The 25935-nt window shown below is 69.2% G+C and carries 26 protein-coding genes and 1 riboswitch; of the genes, 20 read left to right on the forward strand and 6 right to left on the reverse strand.

All coding sequences use genetic code 11. The features are described from left to right. Nucleotides 1–1434: ATP-binding protein (locus HUW53_RS19690; protein WP_419836133.1), on the forward strand; the 1434-nt coding region annotated here is incomplete at its 5' end. Nucleotides 1435–1706: 272 nt separating this feature from the next. Here the strand turns inward: HUW53_RS19690 and HUW53_RS19695 are convergent. Beyond that, nucleotides 1707–2165, reverse strand: a complete 459-nt coding sequence (locus HUW53_RS19695) for a hypothetical protein (protein WP_237347465.1) — start codon at nucleotides 2163–2165, stop codon at nucleotides 1707–1709. Between the two features lie 331 nt (nucleotides 2166–2496). Between HUW53_RS19695 and HUW53_RS19700 the strand changes: the two genes are divergently transcribed. Continuing rightward, nucleotides 2497–3954, forward strand: coding sequence for an alpha/beta hydrolase (locus HUW53_RS19700; RefSeq protein WP_237347466.1), 1458 nt, complete (start codon nucleotides 2497–2499; stop codon nucleotides 3952–3954). Between the two features lie 23 nt (nucleotides 3955–3977). Here the strand turns inward: HUW53_RS19700 and HUW53_RS19705 are convergent, their stop codons facing one another. Together HUW53_RS19705 and HUW53_RS19710 are read right to left on the reverse strand one after the other, a co-directional pair. Next, nucleotides 3978–5078: an AI-2E family transporter gene (locus tag HUW53_RS19705; protein ID WP_237347467.1), complete on the reverse strand. Its 1101-nt coding sequence runs from the start codon at nucleotides 5076–5078 to the stop codon at nucleotides 3978–3980. Between the two features lie 29 nt (nucleotides 5079–5107). Next, nucleotides 5108–5665 carry a hypothetical protein gene (locus tag HUW53_RS19710; protein WP_237347468.1) on the reverse strand — a complete coding sequence of 186 codons (558 nt, stop codon included), beginning with the start codon at nucleotides 5663–5665 and terminating at the stop codon, nucleotides 5108–5110. A gap of 246 nt (nucleotides 5666–5911) precedes the next feature. Here HUW53_RS19710 and HUW53_RS19715 point away from each other — a divergent pair, with 246 nt between their 5' ends. The 7 genes from HUW53_RS19715 to HUW53_RS19745 all read left to right on the forward strand — a co-directional run bounded on the left by HUW53_RS19715 (nucleotide 5912) and on the right by HUW53_RS19745 (nucleotide 10266). Next, nucleotides 5912–7090 carry an alpha/beta hydrolase gene (locus HUW53_RS19715; RefSeq protein ID WP_237347469.1) on the forward strand — a complete coding sequence of 393 codons (1179 nt, stop codon included), beginning with the start codon at nucleotides 5912–5914 and terminating at the stop codon, nucleotides 7088–7090. 13 nt (nucleotides 7091–7103) lie between these two features. Continuing rightward, nucleotides 7104–7478 (forward strand): helix-turn-helix domain-containing protein, encoded by a 375-nt coding sequence (locus HUW53_RS19720; RefSeq protein ID WP_237347470.1) that lies wholly within the window; start codon nucleotides 7104–7106, stop codon nucleotides 7476–7478. A 312-nt stretch (nucleotides 7479–7790) separates the two neighbouring features. Beyond that, nucleotides 7791–8321, forward strand: coding sequence for a flavin reductase family protein (locus tag HUW53_RS19725; RefSeq protein WP_237347471.1), 531 nt, complete (start codon nucleotides 7791–7793; stop codon nucleotides 8319–8321). 61 nt (nucleotides 8322–8382) lie between these two features. Beyond that, nucleotides 8383–8934 carry a hypothetical protein gene (locus tag HUW53_RS19730; RefSeq protein WP_237347472.1) on the forward strand — a complete coding sequence of 184 codons (552 nt, stop codon included), beginning with the start codon at nucleotides 8383–8385 and terminating at the stop codon, nucleotides 8932–8934. A 99-nt stretch (nucleotides 8935–9033) separates the two neighbouring features. After that, the gene (locus HUW53_RS19735) at nucleotides 9034–9450 is read left to right on the forward strand and encodes a DUF3775 domain-containing protein (protein ID WP_237347473.1); all 417 of its coding nucleotides are present in this window, start codon (nucleotides 9034–9036) and stop codon (nucleotides 9448–9450) included. Between the two features lie 44 nt (nucleotides 9451–9494). Next, complete coding sequence (locus HUW53_RS19740) at nucleotides 9495–9707, forward strand: ChaB family protein (RefSeq protein ID WP_237347474.1); 213 nt, start codon at nucleotides 9495–9497, stop codon at nucleotides 9705–9707. 112 nt (nucleotides 9708–9819) lie between these two features. Beyond that, the gene (locus tag HUW53_RS19745) at nucleotides 9820–10266 is read left to right on the forward strand and encodes a YbhB/YbcL family Raf kinase inhibitor-like protein (RefSeq protein ID WP_237347475.1); all 447 of its coding nucleotides are present in this window, start codon (nucleotides 9820–9822) and stop codon (nucleotides 10264–10266) included. Here the strand turns inward: HUW53_RS19745 and HUW53_RS19750 are convergent. Both HUW53_RS19750 and HUW53_RS19755 read right to left on the reverse strand, forming a co-directional pair. Continuing rightward, nucleotides 10254–10925 (reverse strand): phosphoribosyltransferase, encoded by a 672-nt coding sequence (locus HUW53_RS19750; RefSeq protein WP_237347476.1) that lies wholly within the window; start codon nucleotides 10923–10925, stop codon nucleotides 10254–10256. The genes HUW53_RS19745 and HUW53_RS19750 overlap by 13 nt on opposite strands. Next, nucleotides 10922–11581 (reverse strand): dienelactone hydrolase family protein, encoded by a 660-nt coding sequence (locus HUW53_RS19755; RefSeq protein WP_237347477.1) that lies wholly within the window; start codon nucleotides 11579–11581, stop codon nucleotides 10922–10924. The genes HUW53_RS19750 and HUW53_RS19755 overlap by 4 nt, the downstream gene beginning before the upstream one ends. An 831-nt stretch (nucleotides 11582–12412) precedes the next feature. Between HUW53_RS19755 and HUW53_RS19760 the strand changes: the two genes are divergently transcribed. The 4 genes from HUW53_RS19760 to bla all read left to right on the forward strand — a co-directional run bounded on the left by HUW53_RS19760 (nucleotide 12413) and on the right by bla (nucleotide 17733). After that, a complete protein-coding gene (locus HUW53_RS19760) occupies nucleotides 12413–13573 on the forward strand; it encodes an NAD(P)H-dependent glycerol-3-phosphate dehydrogenase (RefSeq protein ID WP_237347478.1) in 1161 nt (386 codons plus the stop codon). Continuing rightward, nucleotides 13570–14376, forward strand: a complete 807-nt coding sequence (locus tag HUW53_RS19765) for an HAD family hydrolase (RefSeq protein WP_237347479.1) — start codon at nucleotides 13570–13572, stop codon at nucleotides 14374–14376. The genes HUW53_RS19760 and HUW53_RS19765 overlap by 4 nt, the downstream gene beginning before the upstream one ends. Continuing rightward, nucleotides 14373–15884: a glucosylglycerol-phosphate synthase gene (ggpS, locus tag HUW53_RS19770; RefSeq protein WP_237347480.1), complete on the forward strand. Its 1512-nt coding sequence runs from the start codon at nucleotides 14373–14375 to the stop codon at nucleotides 15882–15884. Before HUW53_RS19765 ends, ggpS begins: the two co-directional genes overlap by 4 nt. Nucleotides 15885–16869: 985 nt before the next feature. Next, complete coding sequence (gene bla / locus HUW53_RS19775; RefSeq protein ID WP_237347481.1) at nucleotides 16870–17733, forward strand: class A beta-lactamase; 864 nt, start codon at nucleotides 16870–16872, stop codon at nucleotides 17731–17733. Between the two features lie 17 nt (nucleotides 17734–17750). Here bla and HUW53_RS19780 read toward each other — a convergent pair whose 3' ends face one another. Continuing rightward, nucleotides 17751–18371 (reverse strand): DUF938 domain-containing protein, encoded by a 621-nt coding sequence (locus HUW53_RS19780; protein ID WP_237347482.1) that lies wholly within the window; start codon nucleotides 18369–18371, stop codon nucleotides 17751–17753. 286 nt (nucleotides 18372–18657) lie between these two features. Here HUW53_RS19780 and HUW53_RS19785 point away from each other — a divergent pair, with 286 nt between their 5' ends. The 7 genes from HUW53_RS19785 (at nucleotide 18658) to HUW53_RS19815 (ending at nucleotide 25925) form a co-directional block, all read left to right on the forward strand. Further along, the gene (locus HUW53_RS19785; RefSeq protein ID WP_237347483.1) at nucleotides 18658–19578 is read left to right on the forward strand and encodes a thermonuclease family protein; all 921 of its coding nucleotides are present in this window, start codon (nucleotides 18658–18660) and stop codon (nucleotides 19576–19578) included. A gap of 23 nt (nucleotides 19579–19601) precedes the next feature. Then, nucleotides 19602–21086, forward strand: a complete 1485-nt coding sequence (locus tag HUW53_RS19790; RefSeq protein ID WP_237347484.1) for a M48 family metalloprotease — start codon at nucleotides 19602–19604, stop codon at nucleotides 21084–21086. Between the two features lie 145 nt (nucleotides 21087–21231). After that, nucleotides 21232–22905, forward strand: coding sequence for a Na/Pi cotransporter family protein (locus tag HUW53_RS19795; protein ID WP_237347485.1), 1674 nt, complete (start codon nucleotides 21232–21234; stop codon nucleotides 22903–22905). Between the two features lie 61 nt (nucleotides 22906–22966). Further along, a riboswitch (TPP riboswitch) is annotated at nucleotides 22967–23065 on the forward strand. Further along, complete coding sequence (gene thiO, locus HUW53_RS19800; RefSeq protein WP_237347486.1) at nucleotides 23054–24247, forward strand: glycine oxidase ThiO; 1194 nt, start codon at nucleotides 23054–23056, stop codon at nucleotides 24245–24247. It overlaps the preceding riboswitch by 12 nt. A 4-nt stretch (nucleotides 24248–24251) precedes the next feature. Then, nucleotides 24252–24464 carry a sulfur carrier protein ThiS gene (gene thiS / locus HUW53_RS19805; protein ID WP_237347487.1) on the forward strand — a complete coding sequence of 71 codons (213 nt, stop codon included), beginning with the start codon at nucleotides 24252–24254 and terminating at the stop codon, nucleotides 24462–24464. Between the two features lie 46 nt (nucleotides 24465–24510). After that, on the forward strand, nucleotides 24511–25290 hold the full coding sequence (gene thiG, locus HUW53_RS19810) for a thiazole synthase (RefSeq protein ID WP_272904333.1): 780 nt from the start codon (nucleotides 24511–24513) through the stop codon (nucleotides 25288–25290). Nucleotides 25291–25295: 5 nt separating this feature from the next. Next, on the forward strand, nucleotides 25296–25925 hold the full coding sequence (locus tag HUW53_RS19815; RefSeq protein ID WP_237347488.1) for a thiamine phosphate synthase: 630 nt from the start codon (nucleotides 25296–25298) through the stop codon (nucleotides 25923–25925). The last annotated feature ends 10 nt before the right edge of the window (nucleotides 25926–25935 follow it).

Below are 25935 nucleotides of genomic sequence, written 5' to 3' on the forward strand. Positions count from 1 at the left end.
AGCTGGGACCGCAGCCGCGCCGAGGAGCTGCGGGCCGCTCTCGGCCTGCCGCCGCTCGGGGCGGCGCCCTTGCGCATGGCGGATTTGCGGGCCGTGGTGGAGGGGCTCGAAACCGCGTTCCAGCACCACCGCGACCACCTGCGCGAACGCGACCGCCTGGAGCGGGAAGCGGCCGACCTCGACGGTCGGCGTGCTGCTCTCGAAACCCAGCACGCGGCCGGCGCCGACGAGGCGGCGGAGGTGTTCCCGGCCCTTGCCATCCGGCTGAAGGCCACGCCCGACGAGGCCCGCGCCGCCCTCAACCTGTGGCATGAGGCCGTGACCCTCCACGAACAGCTCGTGACCGCCGAGCGGCGCATCGCCGGCATCGAGCAGGACGAGGCCCGCTTCGCCGCTTCGGTCGAGGTCCTGCTCACGCGGCTTCAGCCCCCCGCGACCCCGGACCTCTTCACCGCCGTGCGGGAGCTGCGCCGGCGGCTCGACGCCGCGCGACAGGCCAAGGCCCGCGCCGAGGCGGCCGACAGCGTCCTTGCGGAGCGTTCCGCCGCCGCCGCGGCGGCAACCGGAGCCCTGGAGACGGCCGACCGGGCGTTGGCGGACATCCTCGCCCGCGCCGGCGTGGCGGATGGCACGGCGCTGCCGCCGCAATTGGAGAAGCTCGAGCGGGCCGCCCGGTGCGCCGCGCTCGTCACCGAGGCCCGGCTTCGGCTCGACGATCTGCGCGGCGCGCGCAGCGTCGAGGAGATCCGTACCGAGATCGCCGACCGGGACGATGCCGCCCTCGCCCATCATGCCGCCGAGGCGGCGGACGCCCAGGAGGCCGCCCGCGCCGCCCGCGATGCGGCCATTGTTCTCCACACGCGTGCCCAGGCGGCCCAGGAGGCGCTGAGCCAGCAGGCCGGCGCGGCCCGTGCCGCCCAGGAGGTGCAGGACGCCATGACGGAAATCGGCGCCGCCATGGCGCGCTTCACCCGCGCCCATGTGGCGGCACGCCTGCTCGCCTTCGCCACCGAGCGCTATCGCGAGGCGCACCAGAGCCCCATCGTGACCCGCGCGGCCGGTGCCTTCGCCACCCTGACCGACGGGCGCTGGAGCGGCATCGACATCGATTATGACCAGGAGCCGCCCCGCCTCGCCGCAGTCCGCGACGGACGCCTCCACGGCGTCGATGCCCTCTCCGAAGGCACCGCCGACCAATTGTTCTTGGCCCTTCGGGTCGCCGCCATCGAGGAGCACGCTCGGCGGGCGACGCCGTTGCCCTTCCTGGCCGACGACCTGTTCGTGAGCTTCGACGAGGGGCGCACGGAAGCCGGCCTGCGCCTGCTCGCCGAGCTTGGCGCCATCACCCAGGTGATCGTCTTCACCCACCACGCCCATGTGGCGGAATGCGCCACCCGCGCGCTCGGCGCGCAGGCCGCCGTGGTCCAGTTATAAGGGGATCCAGCCCGAACGACGCCTTGCCGCAGGCGACGGCTCCCGACGCGTCGCCACGACGACACCGATCGCGTCGCGGCGGCACTATCCGGGATGATCCTGCCATCCTGCCGCCTCAACCGGCGACCTGCTGCGGCATCGGGCCAAAGCGGCCGACCGGCGGTCTCGCCCCTCGCTCCGGGGCGCCGCGCGCGAACGAGAAGGACGGCACCCGCTGCGGCACCCGCTCATGCCATCGGTGCCGTTCCTCGACCACCCCGCGCCCATGACCCTCAAAGCCCCGCGCGGGCGTTGGGTCTCAACGGCGACTGACGCGTCCCGCCCGCCCCACCTGGGTCCCGGCCACCTGGTTCCCACCCCACCGGGGTCCAGCGCAGAGCCCGCCCCGGCCGCGCGGGCCGCTGCGGCGGGGCGGGCCGCAACAGGCTCAGGGCGCGGCTCACCGCGCCGCGCCGCTCCTGCCGCACAGCGCGAAGCTGCCCGCCCAGCACCTCTCGACCCAGCCGGTCCAGCAGCCGCTTGCGCTTGACGCGCCGGGACGCGATCCGCGTGGCCGGTCGGCGCAGCAAGCGGCGCAACAGACGGCGGCGACGCAGCCGCTCGGCGGCATCCCCCGCGCGCGCGCCGGCCGAAAGAAAGATCTGCTCCAGCACCACCGCGTCCAAATTCACCGTATCGCGTGTCACCGGCGCCGGAACACCGACACCCGCAGCATCTCTGGCCGTCGTCATCCGGACCCTTCCGATTTCAGCTTCATCACGCCGCCTATTTTTGCCGCCTTCCCCCAATGCGCGCATGGGCCACGCGTCCCGCGTCTGTCCCGCTTATCCCAAACAACACGCGACTTTCCGCGACATCCGCCCCTGCGCCACACCGCAGCACCGCTCAACCCATGAGGAGCAAGAGGGCGGGCGCACGGGCTCCGGCCGGAGCGCTTTCAAGCGAACGGGCAAGCGAAAGGGATTGCACTTCGTGCACGGAACATGCGGTGTCTCCATCGTCCAAAGCGATTCCCGTCAGCCGGTGCGAGCGGAGAGCGCTTCAAGGCGGCGGGAGGGCGCAATGATCGGGTGGGTCTGGCGATGGGCGCGGCGGATCGGCATCGGTGTTCTGATCGTGCTGGCGACCCTCCTCACGGTGCGCGCGGTGGATGCCTGGCGCGGGCCGCCGCTGGAGCCGTGGCACACCTTCGTGCCGAAGGAGATGAGCCGGGCGGAGCTGGCCACCGCCGACCTCGCCGCCTATCGCGCGGCCGAGGACAAGCTCTTCGACGCCGTGCGCACCGAGGTGACGGACAAGCTGCCGCCCCGCGACCGCGAGCGCTTCAACCGCTATTTCGCGCAAAGCCCGGTCTATCCGGGCCATTTCGCGCAGGACTTCAACCGCACCTTCGTGCTGCAGCCGGAAGGCGAGCCGGTGGGCGCGGCCGTGTTCCTGCACGGGCTCACCGATTCCCCCTACAGCCTGCGCCACCTCGCCCGGCGCTATGCGGCGCAGGGCTTCCTCGCCATCGCGCTGCGGCTGCCGGGCCACGGCACGGTGCCCGGCGCCCTGACGGCGGCGGACTATGAGGACTGGATCGCCGCGACGCGCCTTGCCATGCGCGAGGCCCGTCGGCAGGTGGGGCCGCACAAGTCCATCCACATCGTCGGCTATTCCAACGGTGGCGCGCTCGCGCTCATGCACGCCCTCGACGCCCTCGACGATCCCACGCTGGTGGCGCCGGCCAAGATCGTGCTGGTGTCGCCCATGGTGGGGGTGACGCGGTTCGCCCGCTTTGCCGGGGTGGCGGGCTGGCCAGCGGTGTTCCCCGCCTTCGCCAAGGCCTCTTGGCTCAGCATTGTCCCCGAGTTCAACCCATTCAAATATAATTCATTTCCCGTTCAGGCCGCGCGCCAGTCGTTCCTGTTGACGCAGGCGCTCCAGGCCAACATCGACCGCCACCTGCGCGGCGGGCGGCTGGCCGGGCTCGCCCCGGTGCTCACCTTCCAGTCGGTGCTGGATCACACGGTCAGCACCCGCGCGGTGATCGACGCGTTGCATACCCATCTCGACGACAATGGCAGCGAGCTGGTGCTGTTCGACATCAACCGCAACACCCATTTCGAGCAATTGCTCAACGCCCACGCCGACACCGCCTTGTCACGCCTGCTGCCGCCGGCGCCGCGCCCCTTCCGCACCGCCGTGGTGACGAACGTGAACGCCGCTTCCGAGCACATGGAGGTACGCGTCACCCCCGCCGGCGCGACCGAAGAGGAGGTGCGCCCGCTGGCCCTCGCCTATCCGCCGGATGTCTATTCGCTCTCCCATGTGGCGGTGCCGTTCCCGCTCACGGACGGGCTCTACGGCCTCACCCCGGACCCGCACGAGGGGTTCGGCGTGCGCCTCGGCGACATTGCCGCGCGCGGGGAATATGGGGCGCTCATCGTGAACGTGGACATGCTGGTGCGCATGTCGTCCAACCCCTTCTTTCCCTATCTCCTGGAACGGCTCGACGCCGGCCTGCCGCCGCGCCCCTGAACGGGCGCGGCCGGGGCCTCCCTTCAGACCGCCGGATCCCGATGGGGCGCCCGGTGATGGGGCCCCGCCACCTCATGGTTCGCCACCTCATGGTTCGCCACCTCATGGGCCGGCACCTCATGGGCCGGCAGACCGGACAGCACGTCGGCGACCGCCCGCGTCGCCGGATGATGGGCGCACAGGGTGACGATGGCGATGAGGATCGGCACGCCGATGAACGCCCCCGGCACGCCCCACAGGAACGCCCAGAAGAACACGGCGAACAACACCAGGAACGGCGACACCGCCGTCGCCTTGCCGGCGATGCGGGGCTCGATGTAGCTGCCCGACAGGAATTGGATGAGATTGAGGCACACGAACACGAACAGCGCCATCTCCCAGGACTCGAACTGGGCCAGGGCGAACAGGGTCGGCAGCAGCGTGGCGATGAACGGCCCGATGAATGGAATATAGTTGAACGCAAACGCCATGGCGCCCCAGGCCAACGCCAGTTCCAGCCCCGCCGTGAGGGTGAACACCCACACCACGGCACCGGTGGCAATGCTCATCAGCGTGCGTACGGCCATGTATTTCTGAAGCTTGCGGGCGATGTCGGCGCCGGCCGAAAGCAGGAATGCGCCCTTGCCCCGCCGCTCCAGCGCCTTGAGCTGGCTCACCAGCGCATCCACCTCCAAAAGCCCGAGCAACACATAGACGAAGGTGAAGACCAGGAAGCTCGCGAGTCCCTGGAGCCGCCCCGACACATCCTGGAACAGCCGCAGCAGCCAGCGCACGTCGAAATGCTCGGTGGCGATGGCCGCCAGCACGAACCCATGCCCCTCCAGCCAGTCCCCGAGCTGAGCATAAAGCACCTGGAACCGCCCGGCGTTCGCGAACACCCATTGGCCCACATGACTGAAGCCCCAGACCACCACCGAGGTCACCGCCCCCACCACCGCGAGGGTGACGACAAGGGTCGCCAGCACCGCCAGCAGCTTGGGCAAACGCGCTTGCAGACGCCGTTGCAGCGGCCACACCACGGCGATCACGAACAGCGCGAACGCCACCGGCGCGAACAGCCCTTCCGCCACATAGAGCGCGCAGCCCACCGCCACCGCCGCCACAAGCGCGATCATCACCGGCATGCTTCTCCCCTTCCCCCCCACCATCGGCCTCACGCCAGCTCGTGATCGAACGCAAAATCGAGCCGCATGGATTTGATCTTCTCATAAAGCCGAATGTCCTGCGCATTCGGCCACCAGGCATAGAGCAGCAGCTCCAGCGGATGCCACAGCCCCACCCATCCCGCGATGATGAAACCTTCCACCAACACCCGCCCTAACAGGCTTTCTGCCCCCACCACCGCCTCCGTGGCAGCGGACAGACCGAGACACACGAACAAAAACAAAGTTCCCATGCGCAACGCATGTCGCCCTTCGAGACGTAGCTCTGTAATCTTGCGGCGATTGTACTGGATATTTTTGTCGCAATAACGCTCAATATACTTTGTCATATTCGAGACGCGCGAATCAAATGCGTCTTCTCTCGGCAGATGAACAATCGCGCACAGGGTTTTCTTCTTCCAACCGGACTGCGCCTTCAACGCGTCCATCAATTGAGCGACGCCGGAAACGTCAAGGTCATCACCTTCAAACGGATCGATTTCAGGCACCTGGAAGAAATTCTTCACGTCACTCAGGTGAAGATGAATCTCGTTCGCCGTCCCGCTCATGGAAAAACCGCCTTCCGCCGCCCATTGGACCGCAATAGCAGAGCGGGCGAGCGGTGGCGAGGCTGCACGAAACCGGCTTTCATCCCCAGATGTGCGCCACCGGGCACCCGAACGACATGGGGATCGCGATCACCTTTGGTCGCATGACAACGCGCCGCCCGAGATCTCGCCGCGGCATGATTTCCATTTCTCTCCGGATATTCTATGAGAGGGACCGAAGGCCCTTGAGGATCTACTGACACCGCCATGACACGCAGCAGCGGCACGCTCACCTTTCGCGCGGCGCGCATGCTGGCCCTTGTCGCCGCCTGCGCGGCATCCATGTCGCTGACCGGCTGCGCCCGGCCCGAGGGGGTGCTGATCCCGGTCGCGGTGGGGGCGGAAGTGGCAGCCGACAAGGTCGACATGCTGGTGGCCACCACCCGCGCCCCTTCCGAGACGGCGGGCGTCGTGTTCAGCGGCGAACGCGGCGACAGCCTGTCCTTCGCCAACATCGTGGTGAGCATCCCGCCCAATCGGGCGACGGGGTCCATCCAGTGGCCGGCGCAGGTGCCCGGCGATCCGGCCCGCGACTTCGTGGTGACGCAGGTCGATCCGCTCTCGCGCCAGCAGGTGCTGCCCTGGTTCCAGAAGCTGCCGGGCAACAAGAGACGGGTGCTGGTGTTCGTGCACGGGTTCAACACGCCGTTCGACGCGGCGGTGTTCCGCTTTGCCCAATTCATCCACGACACCCGGTCCAATCTGGTTCCGGTGCTGTTCTCCTGGCCCTCGCGTGGGCGGGTGACGAGCTATGTCTATGATCGCGAGAGTACCAATTTCTCGCGTTCCGACCTCGCCTATGTGCTCGCCGCGGCGGCCCGCAGCCCCCATGTGGACGAAGTGGTGGTGCTGGCCCATTCCATGGGAGCTTGGCTGGCGGTGGAAGCGCTGCGCCAGCTCGCGCTCCAGGATGGACGCATCCCGCCCAAGATCACCAATGTGATCCTCGCCTCCCCCGACCTCGACATCGACGTGTTCGAGCGGCAGGTGCAGGAGATGGGGCCGAAGCGGCCCACCATGACCATTTTCGTCTCCCGCAACGACCACGCCCTCAGCCTCTCGCGCACCCTCGCGGGCGATGTGCAGCGGGTCGGCGCGGTCGACCTGACCAATCCCGCCTACGCCGCCCGGCTGGAGCAGGGCGACGGCGTCACGGTGCTCGACCTCACGGCGCTGCAAGGTGGCGACGCCCTCAACCATTCCAAGTTCGCCACCCAGCCGGACATGGTGCGCCTGATCGGCGACCAGCTGGTGGCGGGACAACCGATTTCCGATGGCGCGAGCGGCGCAGCCGGGGCGGTGGATGTGGTCGGCGGCGCGGTGGGCGCGGTGGTGACGGCACCGATCCAGGTCTTCCGCGCGGACGTGGCTCAATCGACGCATTGAATGCGGGCACCCGATGGGCCTCCATCCGGTCCGGCGCGAACGGCGAACGCGCCCGTCTTTTGATGATCGGGAGCCCTTCGCGCAAACGCTGGAGAGCATCCGGCAGAATGTCGCCACCCCCGGGCCTGTCGCCGGAAACCCTGTGCCGCACGCTGGGTGTGTCCTGCTCGCGCCTCTACCGCCTGTTCGAGGACCGGGGCGGCGTGTCGCGCGCGACATCCAGCGTCAGCGCCTGAAGGCCGCCCTGGCCCGGCTCCACGACCCGGCCGAGCCGCGCACCATCGCCCGGATCGCGGAGGACCTGGGCTTTCCCGACCGCTCCGGATTCAGCCGCGCCTTCAAGGCCGAGTTCGGCCTCTCGCCGAGCGCGGCGCGCGGCCGGCGGTGATCCCCCAGCCGGGGACCGGCATCATATTCCGTAACGGAATGTCACGTTCAAGAGATCGTGAGGACCTTATTTTCGTGGCTCTGCGTTCCTAATTGATTAGGAGCAAGGACCCGCGCTCCATCCGGGGGTCTCATCCTTTGAGCCGATGCTGAATCTCAAGCGGCGTCCGGCTCAGGCTCCCAGGAGGGAAGCTGCCATGTTGTCCCTGATCCCGCTCGCGCTCCTCGCATCGCTCGCTCTTCTGGCCCTTTACTTCGGCGCGCCTCGGCAGATGGAGCTGAAGCCGATCCGCGTGCGGGCGCGCCGTCAGCCGTGAAGGCGCTGCCCCTCGGCGAGGTTTACCAGTTGCTGGAACCGGGGCCGGTGGTGCTGTTGACCACCAGCCGCCAGGGCCATCGCAACGTGATGACCATGTCGTGGCACATGATGGTGGAGTTCACCCCGCCGCTGGTGGCCTGTGTGGTCAGCGTCGCCGATTTCAGCCATGCGGCGCTGAGGGCCACCAAAGAGTGCGTGATCGCCATCCCCGATGTGGAGCTGGCGCACAAAGTGGTCGGCATCGGCAATTGCTCGGGTGCCGACACCGACAAGTTTGCCGCCTTCGAGCTGACCCCGCTGCCGGCCGAGGCGGTGGCGGCGCCGCTGATCGCGGAGTGCTTTGCCAATCTCGAATGCAAGGTGGTGAACACGCGGCTGGTCAAAAGCCACAACCTGTTCATTCTGGAAGTGGTGAAGGCGTGGCGTGATCCCGCCCATAAGGCGCCGAAGACCATTCACCACCAGGGCTTTGGCCGGTTCGTTGTGGACGGCGACATCATCCAGGTGCCCTCGCGGATGCCTTGAGGCATCGTCCAGCGAAGCGGGGCCGGTGGCGGGGCAGCCGCAGCATGGGAGACGCGGAGCGGTGAGCGCACCCAGCGACAGCATTGAGATTCGCCTTGAACGGATCTCGCAGCTCTTCAACATGCTCGACCCGTTTCCCTTCCGCGAGCGCGACCTCGACGCGGATGCGGAAGAGTTCATCGTCGGCTGGGCGCGGGAGCTGCCGTCACGCCAGCCTATTTCCATCGTCATCCATCTGCCGGCCGACGAAGCCGCGCAGCCGGAAGCGCGCGGGGTCGGCGACGCTATCCACAACTTCTTCCGCGATCGCGCCGAGGCGGTCTCGCGCGAGCTCAGGGAGCTGTTCCGCATTGGTCGGCACATGCTGGTCATCGGGGGCGCCGTGCTCGCGGCGTGCCTGTTCCTGGCGCGCATGGCCTCCGACGCGCTCGGCGGCGGCACCTTCCGCAGCTTCGTGGTGGAAAGTCTGGTCATTCTGGGCTGGGTGGCCAATTCGCGGCCGCTGGAAATCTTCCTCTACGACTGGTGGCCCCTGGTGCGCCGGCGCGACCTGCTCCGGCGGCTGGGCGAGGCACAGGTGACGATCATCGCCGTTCCGCCCGCGCCGGTTTGACGCCGCGCAACGCAATGGAACACTTGCGGCGGGACAATGCGTTATAAGCTCATCAGGCGGCGATCCGCCGCCCCCGCCAACCGTGCGAGGAGACGCCCCATGGCCGATGAACCGAACCTCACCATTGCCCTTGAGAAAGTCTGCTTCCTTGCGCAGATGGCGCGCGAGTTCGACGTCAAGGACGCGGTGACCGAACCCGATCCCGGATCCAACGGTTCCGACGACGGCATGCTGTCGGTGCTGGAGGACCATACCGACGATGCCGTGCGCAGCGAAATCGTCACCTTCATCCGTGGCTTGAACGAAGACGAGCAGGTCGATCTCGTCACCCTGGCCTGGCTCGGCCGGGGCGACGGCGAAAGCTCCAGCTGGGATGAACTGCGCGCCGAGGCCGCCCGCGCCCACAACGACCGGACCGCCAGCTACCTCCTCGGCATGCCGCTGCTCTCGGACTATCTGGAAGAGGCGCTGTCCCAGCTCGGTTATTCCTGCGAGGACATCGAAGAGGAAGAGTGACCGCACAGCGGCGTGAAGCCCTTGGCGCCCGGCGGGAGGTTGGCATGCCCTATCACAGCAATGACGACCTGCCGCCCGCGGTCCGCATGCATCTGCCCGAGCATGCGTGCGACATCTACCGCGCCGCATTCAACGCGGCCTTCGCGGCCCACATGGACGATCCGCGCCGCGAGGAGGCGGCCCACCGGATCGCCTGGGCAGCGGTAAAAAGATGCTATGTGAAGGACGGAGCCCATTGGGTGGCCCTCCGCCGATGATCTTCGCTGTTGCGGGGTCGGCACCGGGCTGTCATGGAGAGTGCCCCACCGATCAGAGACCTGGTCCGGCGGCGCGCACCCATGTCGCAGCCGTGGCACCAAGGAGCCCCCGATGCGCCTGCTCTCACCGGCCTTCGCCAATGGCCAGCCGCTGCCCCGTCGCTTCACCTGCGACGGTGAAAACGTCTCCCCGCCCTTGCAGTGGACCAGCGTCCCGCCGGAAACGCGCAGCTTCGCCCTGGTGTGCAGCGACCCGGACGCGCCCCGCGGCACCTTCAACCATTGGGCCATCTTCGACCTGCCGGCCAGCCTCACCGGTCTGACGGAAGGCCAGGTGCTCTATGGCATCCGCGGCGGCATCAACGACTTTGGCAAGCTGGGCTACGGCGGCCCCTGCCCGCCGCGCGGCCACGGCACGCACCAATATGTATTCGAGCTGTTCGCCTTTCCGGTCGATCGGCTCGATTGCGGATTGCAGCCCTCTGGAGCCGACGTGGCGCGGGCCGCCCGCAAGCAGGCGGCGGCCGTCGCCCGCCTGACCGGCCTCTATGCCCGCTGATCGGCGCCCGGCCGTGCCACCGGGCAGCGGGCGAGAGCGGCTTCCACCGCGCCGTCGGTGACCTGGGTGAAATCGTCGTAGAAATAGCCGATGGCGCCGAACGGCTCGGGGGTCAGCAGGCATACGCAGGCATCGACCTCCGGCGTCAGCTCGGCGAGCGCGTCCGCTGGCGCCACCGGCACCGCCAGCACCAGTTCCGTCGGACCGCGCTGGCGAACCGCCTCCAGCGCCGCCTTCACCGTGGCGCCGGTGGCGATGCCATCGTCCACCACGATCACCACCCGGCCGGCGATGGGCGCACGGGGGCGCGCACCGATATAGCGGGCCCGGCGCCGCTCGATCTCCGCCAGTTCCCGGCGGCATGCCGTGTCGAAGGCGGCCTTGTCCACATGCCCCAGCGCGAGAATGTCGGCGTTGCGCACCACGATGGGGGCTGCCCCATCCACCACCGCGCCCATGGCCAGCTCCGGCTGATCGGGCAGGCCGATCTTGCGGACCAGCACCAGATCCAGCGGCGCATGCAGCGCCGTCGCCACCTCGGCCGCCACCGGGACGCCGCCGCGGGGCAGTGCCAGCACCACCGCATCCCGCCCCGCATAACCCGCGAGGGCCACTGCAAGCCGGCGCCCGGCATCCGTGCGATCGCGAAACCGTCTCATGGCGTTTGTCCTCCCGAGCACAGATGCTGCCGGAACCACCCGCCGGCGCGGCGCGCCACCTGATCCAGCGCGCCCGGCTCCTCGAACAGATGGTGCGCGCCGGGGATGACCTCCAGGGCCACCGGCCCGCCGAAGCGGATCAAGGCCCGCCGGTTCAGCTCCAGCACCTCCGCGTCGGCGCCGCCCACCAGGAGCAGGGTCGGCACCCGGACCAGGGCCAGCACCGCCAGCACGAGATCCGGCCGTCCACCGCGCGCCACGATGGCGCCGACGCGATCAGGCGCCCGCGCCGCCGTGACCAGCGCCGCCGCCGCGCCCGTGCTGGCACCGAACAGGCCCACCGGCAGCGCGCCGAGGCCGGGCACCGTCGCCGCCCAGTCGACAGCCCCCAGCAGCCGGTCCGAGAGCAGCATGGGATCGAACATCTTGCGCGGATCGCCGCTCTCTTCCGGCAGCAGCAGATCGAACAGCAAGGTCGCGAAGCCCTCGCCATGGAGGTATTCAGCAACCTGTCGATTGCGCGGACTCTGAAAGCCGGAGCCGCTGCCATGGGCGAACACCACCAGCGCCCGCGCCTGCGGCGGCACGCAGAGCTCGCCGGCCAGACCGAGCGGGGCGACGGAAACGTCGTGCCCTGGGGCGGAAACGGGCGACATGGCCTTGCCCCCTGAGGCGCGTCCTGCGGGCGACTCGCCGCAGACGCGTTGCTCCCATATGGTGGTTACGTATGATCTTCGGCGCTTGGGCCGTCATCCATCATTGATCGAGCGCAAGGGCGCTCGGTTTCGTCCAGCGGAACACGGATCCGTCCCCAAGAGGCGCCCCTCCACCGCGCCCGCAAGGGCCCGCCTGAAGACCGACGGCCCCAACCGACGCGCCGACACTCTGCGCCGGATCGCACGGCTATATCAAAACCCGCAAGCGTTGATGCGGGTGTGTGGCGCGGGCGTTCAGGAATGAGCCGACACCCCCCATGCCCCTCGTGTGTGCGTGCGGCTGGCGCGCGGGGCGCAGACCCAGAAGCCCCCCAATTCCGGCGCCCGCGTCCGGCATCGCCGCCGCATCAACAAGACGTTCGGGCCATGCTGATTTTGCGGCGCCGGAACAACCACAGGACCGGTCGCCCCACCTCGGATCCGAGACGCCCGAAGGCGATACTCCGACAATGCAACAATTATGTATTTTTCATGTTTACGTATTTTTATACAGTATGAATGAATTATATATATTTGTAATAGACTATATATATAATATATATGAATTAAATTATAAATAAATTATTGATGCCACCATTATGCCGAAAAATGGACACGCAAGCATCCACATCAGATATGTGGAAATTTGACACCTCTGACATATTGCGGATAGGATACAGTAAGTGATCGATTGAGGAATGGGCTTTTTCGGAAGCCTTACCGGGCAATTCTTGCCCCGTCGCCACCCGCTTCATGCGGCGCGCGGCACGCCCTTGCAACACAGGGGGTCCCATGACCGACTTCAAAACGCTGCTCCAACAACGGCGGTTGTCCGCTACCCATCCGCAGACCAGCGTACCTAGACCCTACGAAACCCTCGCGGTCCTCGGCGGTGGCGCCTGGGGCACCGCTCTCGCCATCGTCGCCGCCCGCGCCGGATGCCAGGTGCGCCTGTGGCTCCGCGATTCCGCCCGCGCCGCCGAAATCGCCCGCACCCGGCGCAACACCGCGCGCCTGGGCGACATTCCCATTCCCCCCGGCGTGATCCCCACCGCCGACTTCGCTGCGGCCCTCGACGGCGCTGCGGCGGCGTTGCTCGTCACGCCCTCGGCAACCGTCCGCGAGATGGCGCGGCGCATCGCCGCCCACCCGGCGCCGCACATGCCGCTGTTCGTGAGCGCCAAGGGCATCGAGGCCGGCACCGGCCTCATGATGTCGGCCGTGGCGGAAGAGGAGGCGCCGGGCCGCGTCATCGGCGTGATCTCAGGCCCCACCTTCGCCCTTGAGACGGCAGCCGGGCACCCCACCGCCGCGACCATCGCCTGCACCGCCGGCGCCGATGTACCACCGTATCTGCGGCCCGGCGCCCGCATGGCGGCGAGCCTCACCTGCGACAGCTTCCGCCCCTATGTCTCGGACGACATGGCGGGGGTCGAGGTGGGCGGCGCGGTGAAGAATGTCATCGCTATCGCCTGCGGCATGCTGGCCGGGGCGGGCTTCGGCGAGAATACGCGGGCCGCCCTCATCACCCGCGGGCTCGACGAGATGAAGGAGCTGGCGGTGTGTCTCGGCGGCCGGCGCGAAACGGTGACGGGCCTTTCGGGCATGGGCGACCTGATGCTCACCTGCTCCAGCCCCCAATCGCGCAACTTCCGCTACGGCTTCGCCCGCGGCGCGGGCCGCTCCGACGCCGACGCGTTCGACGGCGCCCCGGTGCTGGTGGAGGGGCGACACAATGCGGTGACGGTCACGGACCTTGCCCGCCGGCTCCACCTCCACATGCCCATTTGCGAGATGGTGCGCGCCGTGGTGGCGGACGGCCGCCCCATCGGCGAAGCGTTCGCCGGCTTCTGGGCGGCGCCGATCCAGGCCGAGCCGCGCGCCCTCGACCTCGCCTTCCCCCACCCGGCCGAAGCGGAAGTGACGCGCCGGTTCGAGGCCTTGTTGCCGTGAGCGGTGGGCCGGACGCGGCCGCGGCGCGGTGGCGCCTCGTGCTCGCCACCGACCTCGACGGCACCTTCCTTGGCGGGACGCCGGGCGCGCGCGCGGCGCTCTACGGCTGGATCCGCCGGCACCGGGACAGCGTGGGCCTCATCTTCGTCACCGGCCGCGACCCGGACTTCATCCACGCTTTGTGCGCCGGAACCGGAGCGGAGGCCTGCGGGGTGCCCGTTCCCGACTATGTGGTGGCGGATGTGGGCACCACCGTGGCGCGGGTCGAGCGGCGGGACGGGGCGCCGGCCCTGTCTCTGCTGCGGGAGCTGGAGGCCCCCATCGCCGCCGCCTGGGGCGATCGCTCCGCCTTCGTGCGCGAGACGCTGGCCGGCGCGCCGGGCCTTGTTCCACAGGACACCCCATTCCGCCACCGCGTGTCCTACCATTACGATCCCTTGCGCTACGATCCGGCGGCCACCGCGCCGCTCGCCGACGCGGGCCTCGACATTCTCATTTCGGCCGATCGCTTCCTCGATGTGCTGCCGGGCGGGGCGAACAAGGGCTCGACCCTGCTGGCCCTGCTGGAACACCTGGGGCTCGCTCGCGACCGGGTGCTGGTGGCCGGCGACACCCTGAATGACCTTTCCATGTTCCGGACCGGTCTTTTCGGCGCGGTGGTGGGCGGGGCTGAAGCCGCCCTGAGAGACGCCACGCGGGCCCTGCCCCACACCCTGCACTGCCGCGCGCCGGGCGCGGGCGGCATCATGGAGGCCATCGCGGCCTTCGGACTTCATCCCGCGCCACCGGAGGCAAGCCAATGAAATCGGACCTCGTCATCGTCTATCACCGGGCCCCCTACGAGGAGGTGATGGAGGATGGCGTGATCGTGCTTCGGGAACACAAGAGCCCCAACGGCATCGTGCCCACCTTGAAGGCCCTCATCGGCCGCATCGAGCGCGCCGCCTGGGTCGCCTGGAAGGAGGCCGAAGACCCGGCCCACCCCGATTTCGAGCGGGTCGTGGACATCTCCGACAGCTTCGGCACCTATGCCGTCAGCCGGCTGCCGCTGACGGCCGAGCAGGTGCGCAGCTTCTATCACGTGACATCCAAGGAAGCCTTCTGGCCCATCCTCCACGGCTTCAAGGAGCGCTACAATTACGATCCGGTGGACTGGCCCACGTTTCGCGCCGTGAACTGGGCGTTCGCGGAAGCGGCGGCGGAAGAGGCCAGCGACGATGCCGTGGTGTGGGTGCACGATTACAATCTGTGGCTCGTGCCCGGCTATCTGCGGCAGCTCAAGCCCTCGGTGAGGATCGCTTTCTTCCACCACACCCCGTTCCCCGCGCCTGACATGTTCAACGTGCTGCCCTGGCGCCGGGAGATCGTGGACAGCCTGCTGGCCTGTGACGCCGTCGGCTTCCATGTGCCGCGCTATGCGCAGAATTTCATGGCGGTCGCCCATTCCCTGGCCGGCGCCCACGCGCTTCAGGATGCGGAGACCGATCCACGCCTGGCCAGCGCGGGCACCGCGCTCAACGAGATGTTCACCCCGCTCGCCCTCGCCGTGGACGGGCGCACGGTCCGCATCGACACCAATCCGGTGGGCGTGAACTTCAGCTACATCGAGGACCTGGCCGCCGCCCCGGCGGTCGCGGAAAAGGTCGAGGCGATCCGCGCCGGGCTGGATGGGGCGAAGCTCGTGCTCTCGGTATCGCGCACCGATTACACCAAGGGCAATGTCCAGCAGCTCGAAGCCTTCGAGCGCCTGTTGAAGCGGCGGCCGGACCTGCTCGGACAGGTCCGGTTCATGCTGGTGTCGGTGGGCGCCAACCGGGGCATGAGCATCTATGAGGATGTGCAGCAGCGCATCGAGGAACTGACCGGCCGCATCAACGGGACCTTCGGCAGTTTCGAATGGCAGCCCGTTTCCCTCATCTCCACCGCCATCCCGCTGCCGGAACTGGTCGCGTACTACCGCGCCGCCCATGTCGCCGCCATCACCCCCCTCGCCGACGGGCTCAATCTGGTGGCAAGCGAGTTCTGCGCCGCCCAGGGCGAGGACGGCGCGGGCGTGCTGATCCTGTCCGAGTTCGCCGGCGCGTCGGTGCTGCTGGAGGGGGCGATCCCGGTGAACCCCTTCTCCAATGCCCATATGGACAACGCCCTGGAACAGGCGCTGGCCATGCCCGCGGCGGAGGCCCATGGCCGCATGGCGCTGCTGCGCGCCTCCGCCCGCCGCTTCACCCTCCAGAGCTGGGCGGACGCCACCTTGGACGGGTTCGCGGCGTTGAAGGCGTCCCCGGTGGCGGCCACCGCCCCCGCCGCTTGACCGCGCTGGGGCGTGGATGAGCGCATATTCCGTCTGGCGCGACAGCGGGCGCGCCGGTATATGGGAGCTGGGGTCTCCGTAGCTCAGCAGGATAGAGCACAGGTTTCCTAAAATTGGGCACCCGTGGCGGAAACGCCCGGTGTGAATCCGCTCAAAGTCGGGGAAAGCTTCGGCCCGCAGCTTCGGCTTGCGGCCATGCCAATCCCGAGCCAAGCCTTCCGGCCCATGCATCCGCAGGTCCGCGAAGGAAGGTGTAGAGACTAGACGGGCGGCGCCTAAAGCCTTTCGGGAAAACCCGGCGGGCCACGGCGAAGGGATAGTCCAGACCACGAACGCCGGCCGCCTTCGGGCGCGCAGCCGGCGGCGGCGAAAGCCGAGGTGGGATGAAACCTGGGGTCGCGTGTTCGAGTCACGCCGGGGACACCATTTTCCTCTCCGCCATTGGCGGAAGGCAGGCGGGCAGAAAGAAGCACGGGCGGGTCTTCCGCGCACGGCGTGCCGAGAGCATTTCCGGTGAACTCCCGCTCACCCGGAATGCTCTAAGTCTTTGTTTTGTCGCAATTCCAGGCGCAAAACCGCTGAACGCTTTTGCTGGAATTGCTCTAGGTGCCCCGCGCCGGGGTACCCGCGCAGAGCCATCGGCCAAGAATGGACGGGACCGGGACGGCATCTTCCCCACCGGCACCGCACCCGCCCCACGTCCAACAACACCGTGGGGTCTTTCCCCTCTGCATCATCAGGCGCACCGCGCCCGCAGATCATCACGGCGACCATCCGTTGCTCCATCCGGCCGCCTCCCGCGCACCATCAAGATTGCGGCAAGGTTGCTTCCGGCCCCGCGCCGGCGGCACATTGGCCCGCCGGTCCTTTGGGCGCGCCGGTCTTTTGGCCCGCCGGTTCTCTTGGCATCGGTCCTTTTGGCGCCGTTTTCTCCCCCTATCGGCCGGCCCACCCGGTTCAGCGGGGTCCTGCGGATGGAGACACCGTGCTTCTCACCCGACGCCAGATTCTCGCCGGCGGCGCGCTCCTTGCGGCCACGGGACCGTCACAGGCGCGGACCGACGATATGACGCGGCAGCTCGCCGCGATCGAGGCGCGCACCGGCGGGCGGCTCGGGGTGGCGCTCCATGACACCGGCACCGGCCGCCGCCTAACCTACCGCGCCGACGCGCGCTTTCCCCTCAACAGCACCTTCAAGGCCTTCGCCTGCGCCGCGGTGCTGGCCCAGGTGGATGCCGGCCGCGCCAGCCTCGATACCCTCGTGCCGTTCACGCCCGCCGACCTTGTTCCCTATTCGCCCGTGACCGAAAAGCATGTGGGGACTGGCATGAACCTTGGCGCCCTGTGCGCGGCGGCCACCGCCGTGAGCGACAATACCGCCGCCAACCTGATCCTGGCGCAGATCGGCGGTCCCGAGGGCCTCACCCGCTTTCTGCGCCGCATCGGCGACGACACCACCCGGCTGGATCGCTGGGAGCCGGAGCTGAACACGGCCACCCCCGGCGATCCCCGCGACACCACCACCCCCGCGGCCGCCGCCCGCAGTCTCGAAGCGCTGGTGCTGGGCGACCACCTCTCCGCCGCCTCCCGGACCCAGCTCACCGCCTGGCTGATGGCGGACGCCGTCGCCGGCCCGCTGCTGCGCGCCGCCGTGCCAGCCGGCTGGCGCATCGCCGACCGCACCGGCGCCGGCGGCCACGGCTCGCGCGGCATCATCGCCGTTGCATGGCCACCGGACGGCGCGTCGATCGTGGTCGCTATTTACCTCACTCAGACCGACCTGTCCCTCGACGCCCGCAATGGCGCGATCGCCGAGGTCGGCCGGCTGCTGGTGGCCGACCGGCGCTGAGCGGTGGCCACGGGGCGTCAGGCGCCGCGCTTGCGGAACACCAAAGAAAGATTGTTGGCCGGCATGGCCACCACTTCGGCGAGATGGAGCCCCTGCCCGGCGGCGCAGGCGTCCACCTCCTCCAGCAGCCGCAGCCCCCAGCGGGGATCGCGGCGCTTAAGGTCCTGGTCAAACGCCGTGTTGCTCTCCGGTGTGATCGCGCCGGCGCGACGGAACGCGCCATAAATATAGAGCGGCCCGCCCGGTGGCAGATGGCGCGCGGCGCCGCGCATCAGCCCTTCAGTCGCCGCCCAGGGGCTGATGTGCAGCATGTTGATGCACACCATCGCGTCCACCGCGTCCACCGGCCATTCGGCGGCGCTCGCGTCGAGGGCGAGGGGGGCGCGCGCGTTGGCAACCCCCTCGGCGGCGATCCAGGCGGCGATGGAGGCCCGCGCCTCGGGCGAGGGGTCCGATGGCTGCCACATCAGATCCGGCCGCTTGCGCGCCATGAAGATGGCATGCTCGCCCGAGCCGCTGGCCAGTTCCAGAACGCGCGCGGCAGGCGCCAAAAGCGGGTCCAGCACCGCAAAGATGGGCTCCCGGTTGCGCGCCACCGATGGCGCGGACAAGCGGGCCTGCGTTTCGAAATCGGACACGGCTTCCTCCCTCGGCGGCTCGCCCAGGTCCCGGGCCGGACCAGCGGACCGCACCCGTCGCACGGCGGCGCGGGAACGTCACCCCCGATGTTGCCCGAGGCGGCACGGACCCTCAACCGGCGGCGCGGCAACGTAGCGTAAGAAAGGGTGAAGGGGCGAGGTGGGCGGCCCCCTTCAAGGTCGCCGCCGATTGCGATACCATGAGTCCATGCAACGACCCGTTCCCAAAGCGTCGGCCGGCAGAGACCCTGCGGCCGGCGGCCGAGCTGCGTCGGCTGCCGCGCCTGTGCGCCTGGAGCTGCGGGCCGGCGCCGCGCGCGTCGCCGCCGGCGTGCTCGCCGCATGGACGGTGGCGGGGCCGCTTCCGGCTGTGGGCGCCGCGCGCACCACCACGCCCAAGCCGGTCGCGTGCGTGCCGGCGGCCGCCTCGGCGGACCCGTCCACCCGCATCGTCGCGCTGACGGAAGATGGCAGCCTGAAGCTGGAGGACGGCCGGCGCTTCGTGCCAAACCGCATCGTCCTGCCCACCCGGCTGGAGCCGGCCCCGGATGTGGCGAACGCGGCGGCCCGTGCCGTCATCGACGCGATCGCGGGGCGTCCCATCACATTGTCGCGCACGGCGCCCGATCGTCACGGACGCCTGACCGGCGATGCGCGGCTATCAAATACCTCCGACGCCGAGGGCGACCTGGCCGCGCTCCTGGTCTTCGCCGGCGCCGCCTATACCGCGGCGGATGCGCCCTGCGCGCCGCCGTTGCTGGCGTTGGAGGCGCAGGCGCGCCGCGCCCGGCGGGGATTGTGGGCGCGGCCGGGGGCCATCGCCACCGCTGGCGACCCGCAGGCCATGGGCTTGCACCGGGGCCTTTATACCGTTGCGGAAGGCCAAATCCTAACGGTTGGCGTGCGGCGCGAACGGACCTATCTGAATTTCGGTGAAACATGGCGGCAGGATTTCACGGTTATCGTGCCAACCGCGGATTTCGCCATAATCTTGGAGCATGGCCACGATCAAGGCCAAGGTAACGGCCAAGATGGCGGCTCAGGTTATGGCGGCTCAGGTTCCGGTCGTGATCCCGACGTGCTGCGGAACGCGCGGGTTCGTGTGCGCGGCGTGGTCCGCGAACAGGGTGGGCCGGCGATCATGGTCAGGTCACAGGCCGACATCGAGCGGCTGGCGGATCGGACGGGAAGCGAGGACAGACGGTGAGCGTTGAGGCCCTAAACGCGTGCATGCTCCGGCGTGATGCGCCGCGGCGTCGGCTGCGGACGGGCACTTTTGCCTTCGTTCTACCGCTGGTGCTGCTGCTCGTCGGCTGCTCGACGGCGGATCTCGACCAGGTGAGCACGCCCCTGTCCGGCACCGCCACGGCCTCCGAATATGCGGACATGTCGCCGGCGCAACGGCGCGAGCATGAGCGGCTGGTGGCCAGCTACGGCGGGTCCTACAACGATCCCGAGCTGAAGGCGCTCATTCAGCAGGTGGTGGAACGCCTCGTGGCGGCCTCCGAGCGGCCTGACCTGAAATACCGCGTCACGGTGCTGAACTCCCCGGCCGTGAATGCGTTCGCCTTGCCGGACGGCTCCTTGTACGTCACCCGCGGGCTGCTGGCGCTGGCCAACGACACTTCGGAAATGTCCTCGGTGCTGTCGCACGAGATGGCCCATGTCATCGCCCGCCACGCCAATATCCGCGAGGATCAGGTGAAGCAGGCGGTGCTGGTGAGCCGCGTCATCTCCGACGTGGTCAACGATCCCGATCTCGGGGCGCTGGCCATGCAGAAAAGCCAGCGCACCCTTGCCTCCTTCTCCCGCGGGCAGGAGCTGGAGGCGGACGCCATCGGCGTCGGCATCGCCTCGCGCGCGGGCTTCGATCCCTATGGCGCGTCACGTTTCCTGACCGACATGGGCAAGTCGTCGGACATGCGGTCCACCACGCTCGGCGGCTCCACCACCACGCCGGACATGGATTTCCTGTCCTCGCACCCGGCGACCCCGGAACGCATTTCCATCGCCATTGCCAACGCCCGCCAATATGCGGCGCCCGGTGCCGGCGAGCGCGACCGCGCCGCTTATCTCTCCGCCATCGACGGCATGGTGTACGGGGACGATCCCAAGGAAGGCTTTGTGCGCGGGCGCAAGTTCTTCCATCCCAAGCTCGGCTTCACCTTCACCGCGCCGGAAGGCTTCTCGCTGGAAAACACCTCCCAGGCGGTGCTGGGCGCCACCGGCTCCGGCCGCGAGGCGCTGCGGCTCGACGCGGTGCGCGTGAGCCCGGACCAGTCGCTGGCGCAATATCTCTCCTCGGGCTGGATCGACGGCGTGGAGATCAACACGGTGGAGACCCTGTCCGTGAACGGCTTCACAGCCGCCACCGCGATCGCCCGTGGCGAACAGTGGTCGTTCCGCATGTTCGCCATCCGCTTCGGCTCGGACGTGTACCGCCTCATCTTCGCCGCCCGCGACCTGACGCCGGAGCTGGACCAGCGCTTCCGCGCCGCCGCCGACACCTTCCGCCGGGTGTCATCGGGAGAAGCCGAGACTGTGAAGCCGCTGCGGGTGCGCATCGTCACCGTCGGCTTCGGCGATACCCCCGAGAAGCTCGCCACCCGCATGCAGGTGCCGGACCGCCACCTGGAACGGTTCCTCGTGCTCAACGGCTTGGACAGCAATGCCAAGCTGAAATACGGCGACAAGCTCAAGATCATTTCCGAATAGGCCCCCGTCGCCTCCGCGCGATCCCCCCGCGCGGGGGATCGCAAGACGCTTGTTGCAATGCAGCAAGATGCGCCTCATCTTATAGCCGGCAAATCAATCTCGGATGGAGACTTAGGTGTCTCGGTGAGAAGGGATGGACGCGGCCATGACGTTTTCCGTCACCCTGATCGACCTTGTGGGTTATGCGGCGCTGCTGCTGTGGGGCACCCACATGGTGCGCAGCGCGGTGGAACGCGCCCTCGGCCCGCGCCTCAAGGCGGTGCTGGCGCGAGCGTTGCGCAATCGCTGGCAGGGGTTCGCGGCGGGGCTCGCCATCACCGCTCTGCTCCAGAGCAGCACCGCCACCGCCTTCATGGTGTCCGGCTTCGCCGCTGCCGGGCTGGTGGGCCTGGTGCCGGCGCTGGCCGCCATGCTCGGCGCCAATGTGGGCACCACCCTGATCGTGCAGGTGCTCTCGTTTGATGTGGCGGCCGCGGCCCCGGCGCTGATCCTCGCCGGCTTCATCATGTTCCGCTCGGCGCGGGGCTCGGTGGCCCACGATCTCGGGCGGGCGGTCATCGGTCTCGGGCTGATCCTGCTCGCCTTGCACCAGCTCGTGGACCTGATGCGACCGCTGGAGGATGCCCCTTCCCTGCGCCTGCTGCTGGGCGCGGTCGCCACCGTGCCGGTGCTGGACGTGATTCTCGCGGCGGCCCTCACCTGGGCGGTGCATTCCTCGGTGGCGGTGGTGCTGATCGTGATGTCGTTGGCGAGCCAGGGCGTGGTCCCGCCCAACGCCGCGTTCGCCCTCATCCTCGGCGCCAATCTCGGCAGCGCGCTGGCGCCAGCGCTGGAGGCGACCGGCGGCTCCGAGCCCGCCGCCCGCCGCCTGCCGGTGGGCAACCTCATCAACCGGGTTCTGGGCGTGGCCCTGGCGCTCGCCTTCATCGAGCCCATCGGCCGCTTCATGGTGACGCTTCAGGGCGATCCCGGCCGCGCCGCGGCGGATTTCCACACCCTGTTCAATCTGGTCACGGCGGCGCTGTTCCTGCCGGCGCTGGGTCCGTTCTCGAAGCTGCTGCGTCGCCTGTATCCCGACCGGGCCGATGCCGCCGACCCGACCCGCCCCCTCTATCTGTCGCCCGGTGCCCACGACACCCCGATCGTGGCGGTGGGCGCGGCCGCGCGCGAGGCGCTGCGCCTTGCCGACACGGTGGACCACATGCTGGCCGGCGCCCGCGACGCGCTGCTGCACGGCGATCGCCGGCGCATGGCCGAAACCCAGCAGATGGATGACATCCTCGACCGGCTCAACAGCGAGATCAAAACCTATCTCACCGCCCTCGACCCCGCCGACCTGACCACCGCCGACCGGGCGCGGGTGGACGAGATCCTCACCTTCGCCACCAACATGGAACAGGCCGGCGATGTGGTGAACCGCAACCTGCTGCTCCATGCCTCGAAGCGGCTGAACCGGGGCCTGTCCTTCTCCCCGGAAGGACGGACCGAGCTTCAGGCCCTCCTCGACCGGCTCGGCGACAACGTGCGGCTCGCCGCCTCCCTGTTCATGACCGCCGACCCGCGCGCGGCGCGGCTGCTGGCCGGCGAGAAGGCGGCCTTCCGCGCCAGCGAAAGCCTCGCCACCCGCACCCATTTCGACCATCTGCGCTCGGGGCTCGTTCACCTCGCCGAGGCCAGCACCCTGCATCTTGACCTCATCCGCGACCTGAAGCTCATCAATGCCCACATCGTGGCGGCGGCGGCCTATCCGGTGCTGGAGCGCAGCGGCGAACTGCTCGTCAGCCGCCTGTCGGAGGATGCCGCCGCTCCCCCGGCCTGACCGACCGACCCCGGAAAGTCCGTGAGCCACCTTGCGATCTGCGGCCCGGCGTGGATAATGCGCCCACGGCCTGGGGTGCCGCGTGCGCACGCGGCTGAGATCACACCCATCGAACCTGTCTGGATCATACCAGCGTAGGGAGATGCCGATGAGCGAGAGCTTGTCGTCTGTTTCATCATCGTCTGCCGGCTCCACATCGGCCCCTGGCGCGCGACCGCGCGTCGCCATCGTGGGGGCGGGCGTCATGGGCCTGTCGCTGGGCTGGCGCCTCGCGCGGGCCGGTTGCCCGGTGGACATTTACGAGGCCGGCATCGCCGGCCAGGGCGCCAGCCATGCCGCCGCCGGCATGCTCGCCGCCTGCGCCGAGGCGGAGCCCGGCGAAGAGGACCTGCTCGCCCTCAACCGCGCGAGCCAGGCCCTGTGGCCGCGGTTCGCCGCCGAGCTGGAGGCCGAATCGGGCACCTGCGTGGACCTGCGGACCGAAGGCACCCTCACGATCGGCCTGACCGCCGACGACGGGGCCCGCCTGCGCCATCTGTTCGCGCTTCAGACCGCCCTCGGGCTGCCGGTGGAATGGCTGACGGCCGCCGCCGTCCGGCGCCTGGAGCCGCACCTCGCGGGCCAGCTTTCCGGCGCCATCCTGAGCGCCGAAGACCACCAGGTGGACAACCGCAAGGTGGTCGCGGCCCTGCTCACCGCCATCGCCCGCGCCGGCGCGCGGCTGCATGAGAACAGCCCCGTGGCCAAGGTCGAGACCCAGGCCGGCAAGACCCTCGGCGTGGTGGTCAACGGAGCGCTGAAGCGCGCCGATCTGGTCATTCTCGCCGCCGGCGCCTGGAGCCGGGGCGTAGACATTTCCCCGGCCGCGCCGCTGCCGGTGCGCCCGGTGAAGGGGCAAATGCTGGCCCTGCGGATGGATCCGGCGGCCCCGCTCGTGAACCATGTCATCTGGGCGCCGAATTCCTACATCGTGCCGCGCCGCAACGGCCGCCTCATCCTCGGCGCCACCACCGAGGAGAAGGGCTTCGACACCGCCCTCACCGCCGGCGGCCAGCTCGCCTTGCTCACTTATGCGTGGCGGGCGCTGCCGGCGCTGGAGGAACTGCCCATCCTCGAGCAATGGGTGGGCTTTCGCCCCGGCAGCCGTGACGACGCCCCGATCCTTGGTCCGAGCGCGGAGGTCGAGGGGCTCGTCTATGCCACCGGCCACCACCGCAACGGCATCCTGCTGCTGGCGGTGACGGCGAAGGTGATCGCCGAATGCGTGCTCGAAGGGCGGCTGGAAAAGGTGGCCGAGCCCTTCCGCGCCAGCCGTTTCACGCCGCGCGCGGCGGCGGAGTAGCGCCATGAACGCCTTGGAGCTGAAGGTGAACGGCGCCGCCGAGGCCGTCGCCGCCGTCACCATCGCCGATCTGATCGGCGCCAAGGGGCTCGACCTGACGCAAAAGGGCATCGCCGTGGCCCTCAACGGCGCCGTGGTGCCGCGTCGCGCCTGGGGCGAGACCCGTCTTGCCGCCGGCGACGCCGTGGAGATCATCACCGCCAAGCAAGGCGGCTGATCCCCTCCCCCTCCGGCGCGCGCCCGCAAGAAGAACGAGAACGACCATGAGCATGACCACTGATCCCCTCGTCATCGCCGGGCGCACCTTCCAGTCGCGCCTGTTCCTGGGCACCGCCGGCTATCCGAACCAAAAGGTGTTCCTCGATGCCCTGGAGGCCTCCGGCGCACAGATGGCCACCGCCTCCATCCGCCGCATCAGCCTGTCCGGCTACGAGGAGAGCCTGACCGACCTCCTCACCGGCCGGGTGCACATCCTGCCCAACACCGCCGGTTGCCAGACCGCCAGGGATGCCGTGCTCACCGCCGAGCTCGCCCGCGAGGCGCTGGAGACCGAATGGGTGAAGCTGGAGGTGATCGGCGACCGTGAATTGCTCTATCCGAATGTGGAAGAGCTGCTCAAGGCCACCGAGGAGCTGGTGAATCGCGGCTTCGTGGTGCTGCCCTATTGCAACGACGATCCCGTCACCTGCCAGAAGCTGGCCGACCTCGGGGCCGCCACGGTGATGCCCCTGGGCTCCATGATCGGCTCCGGGCTCGGCATCGCCAACCCGCACATGATCGAACTGATCTGCGCGCGGTCCCCGGTGCCGGTGGTACTGGACGCCGGGCTGGGCACCGCCTCCGACGCTGCGCTCGCCATGGAGCTGGGCTGCGCCGCGGTGCTGCTCAACACCGCGGTATCCAAGGCCCATGACCCGGTGTGCATGGCCGCCGCCTTCCGCCATGCCGTGGAGGGCGGGCGCCTCGCCCATGGCTCCGGCCGCATTCCGAAGAAGCTGCACGCGGAGGCCTCCAGCCCCGAGTTCGGCATCATCGGAAGCTGAGCAGCGTGCTGCCCGCCCCGCCCCTGCTGCTCATCACCGACCGCACCCAGGCGCGGGGCGATCTCGCGGACGTGGTGGCGGCGGCCTGCGCCGGCGGGTGCCGCTGGATCAGCCTCCGCGAGAAGGACCTTCCGGCCATCGAGCAGCTCGCGTTATTTGCCCGCCTGCGCACCGCGACCGCCCCCTTCGGTGCCCGGCTGACCCTCCACGGCACCCCCGAGCTGGCGCAGGCGGCGGGCGCGGACGGCGTGCATCTGCCGGATGGCGGAGATCCGGTCCAGGCGCGGGCGATCCTGGGTCCCGCCACCCTGGTGGGCCTGTCCGTGCACCGGCCGGATGCCGCGGCGATGGACCCGGCCGTCACCGATTACATCACCGCGAGCCCGATCTTCCTCACCACCTCCAAGCCCGGATACGGTCCCGCCCTGGGGCTCGGCGGACTTCGCGCCTTTGTCGCGGCGGCGCGCGTGCCGGTGATCGCCCTCGGTGGCATCACCGCCCGCGTGGCCGCCGGCTGCCGCGATGCCGGGGCTGCAGGCCTCGCCGTCATGGGCACCGTCATGCGCGCGGCCGACCCCCAAGCGGAGATCGCGGGCCTCCTTGCCGCCTTCGGCCCGGTGACGCGCCCCGCTTAAGAGGTGCCAT

The organism is Xanthobacter agilis, assembly GCF_021730435.1.
Taxonomy (GTDB): Bacteria; Pseudomonadota; Alphaproteobacteria; order Rhizobiales; family Xanthobacteraceae; genus Xanthobacter; species Xanthobacter agilis.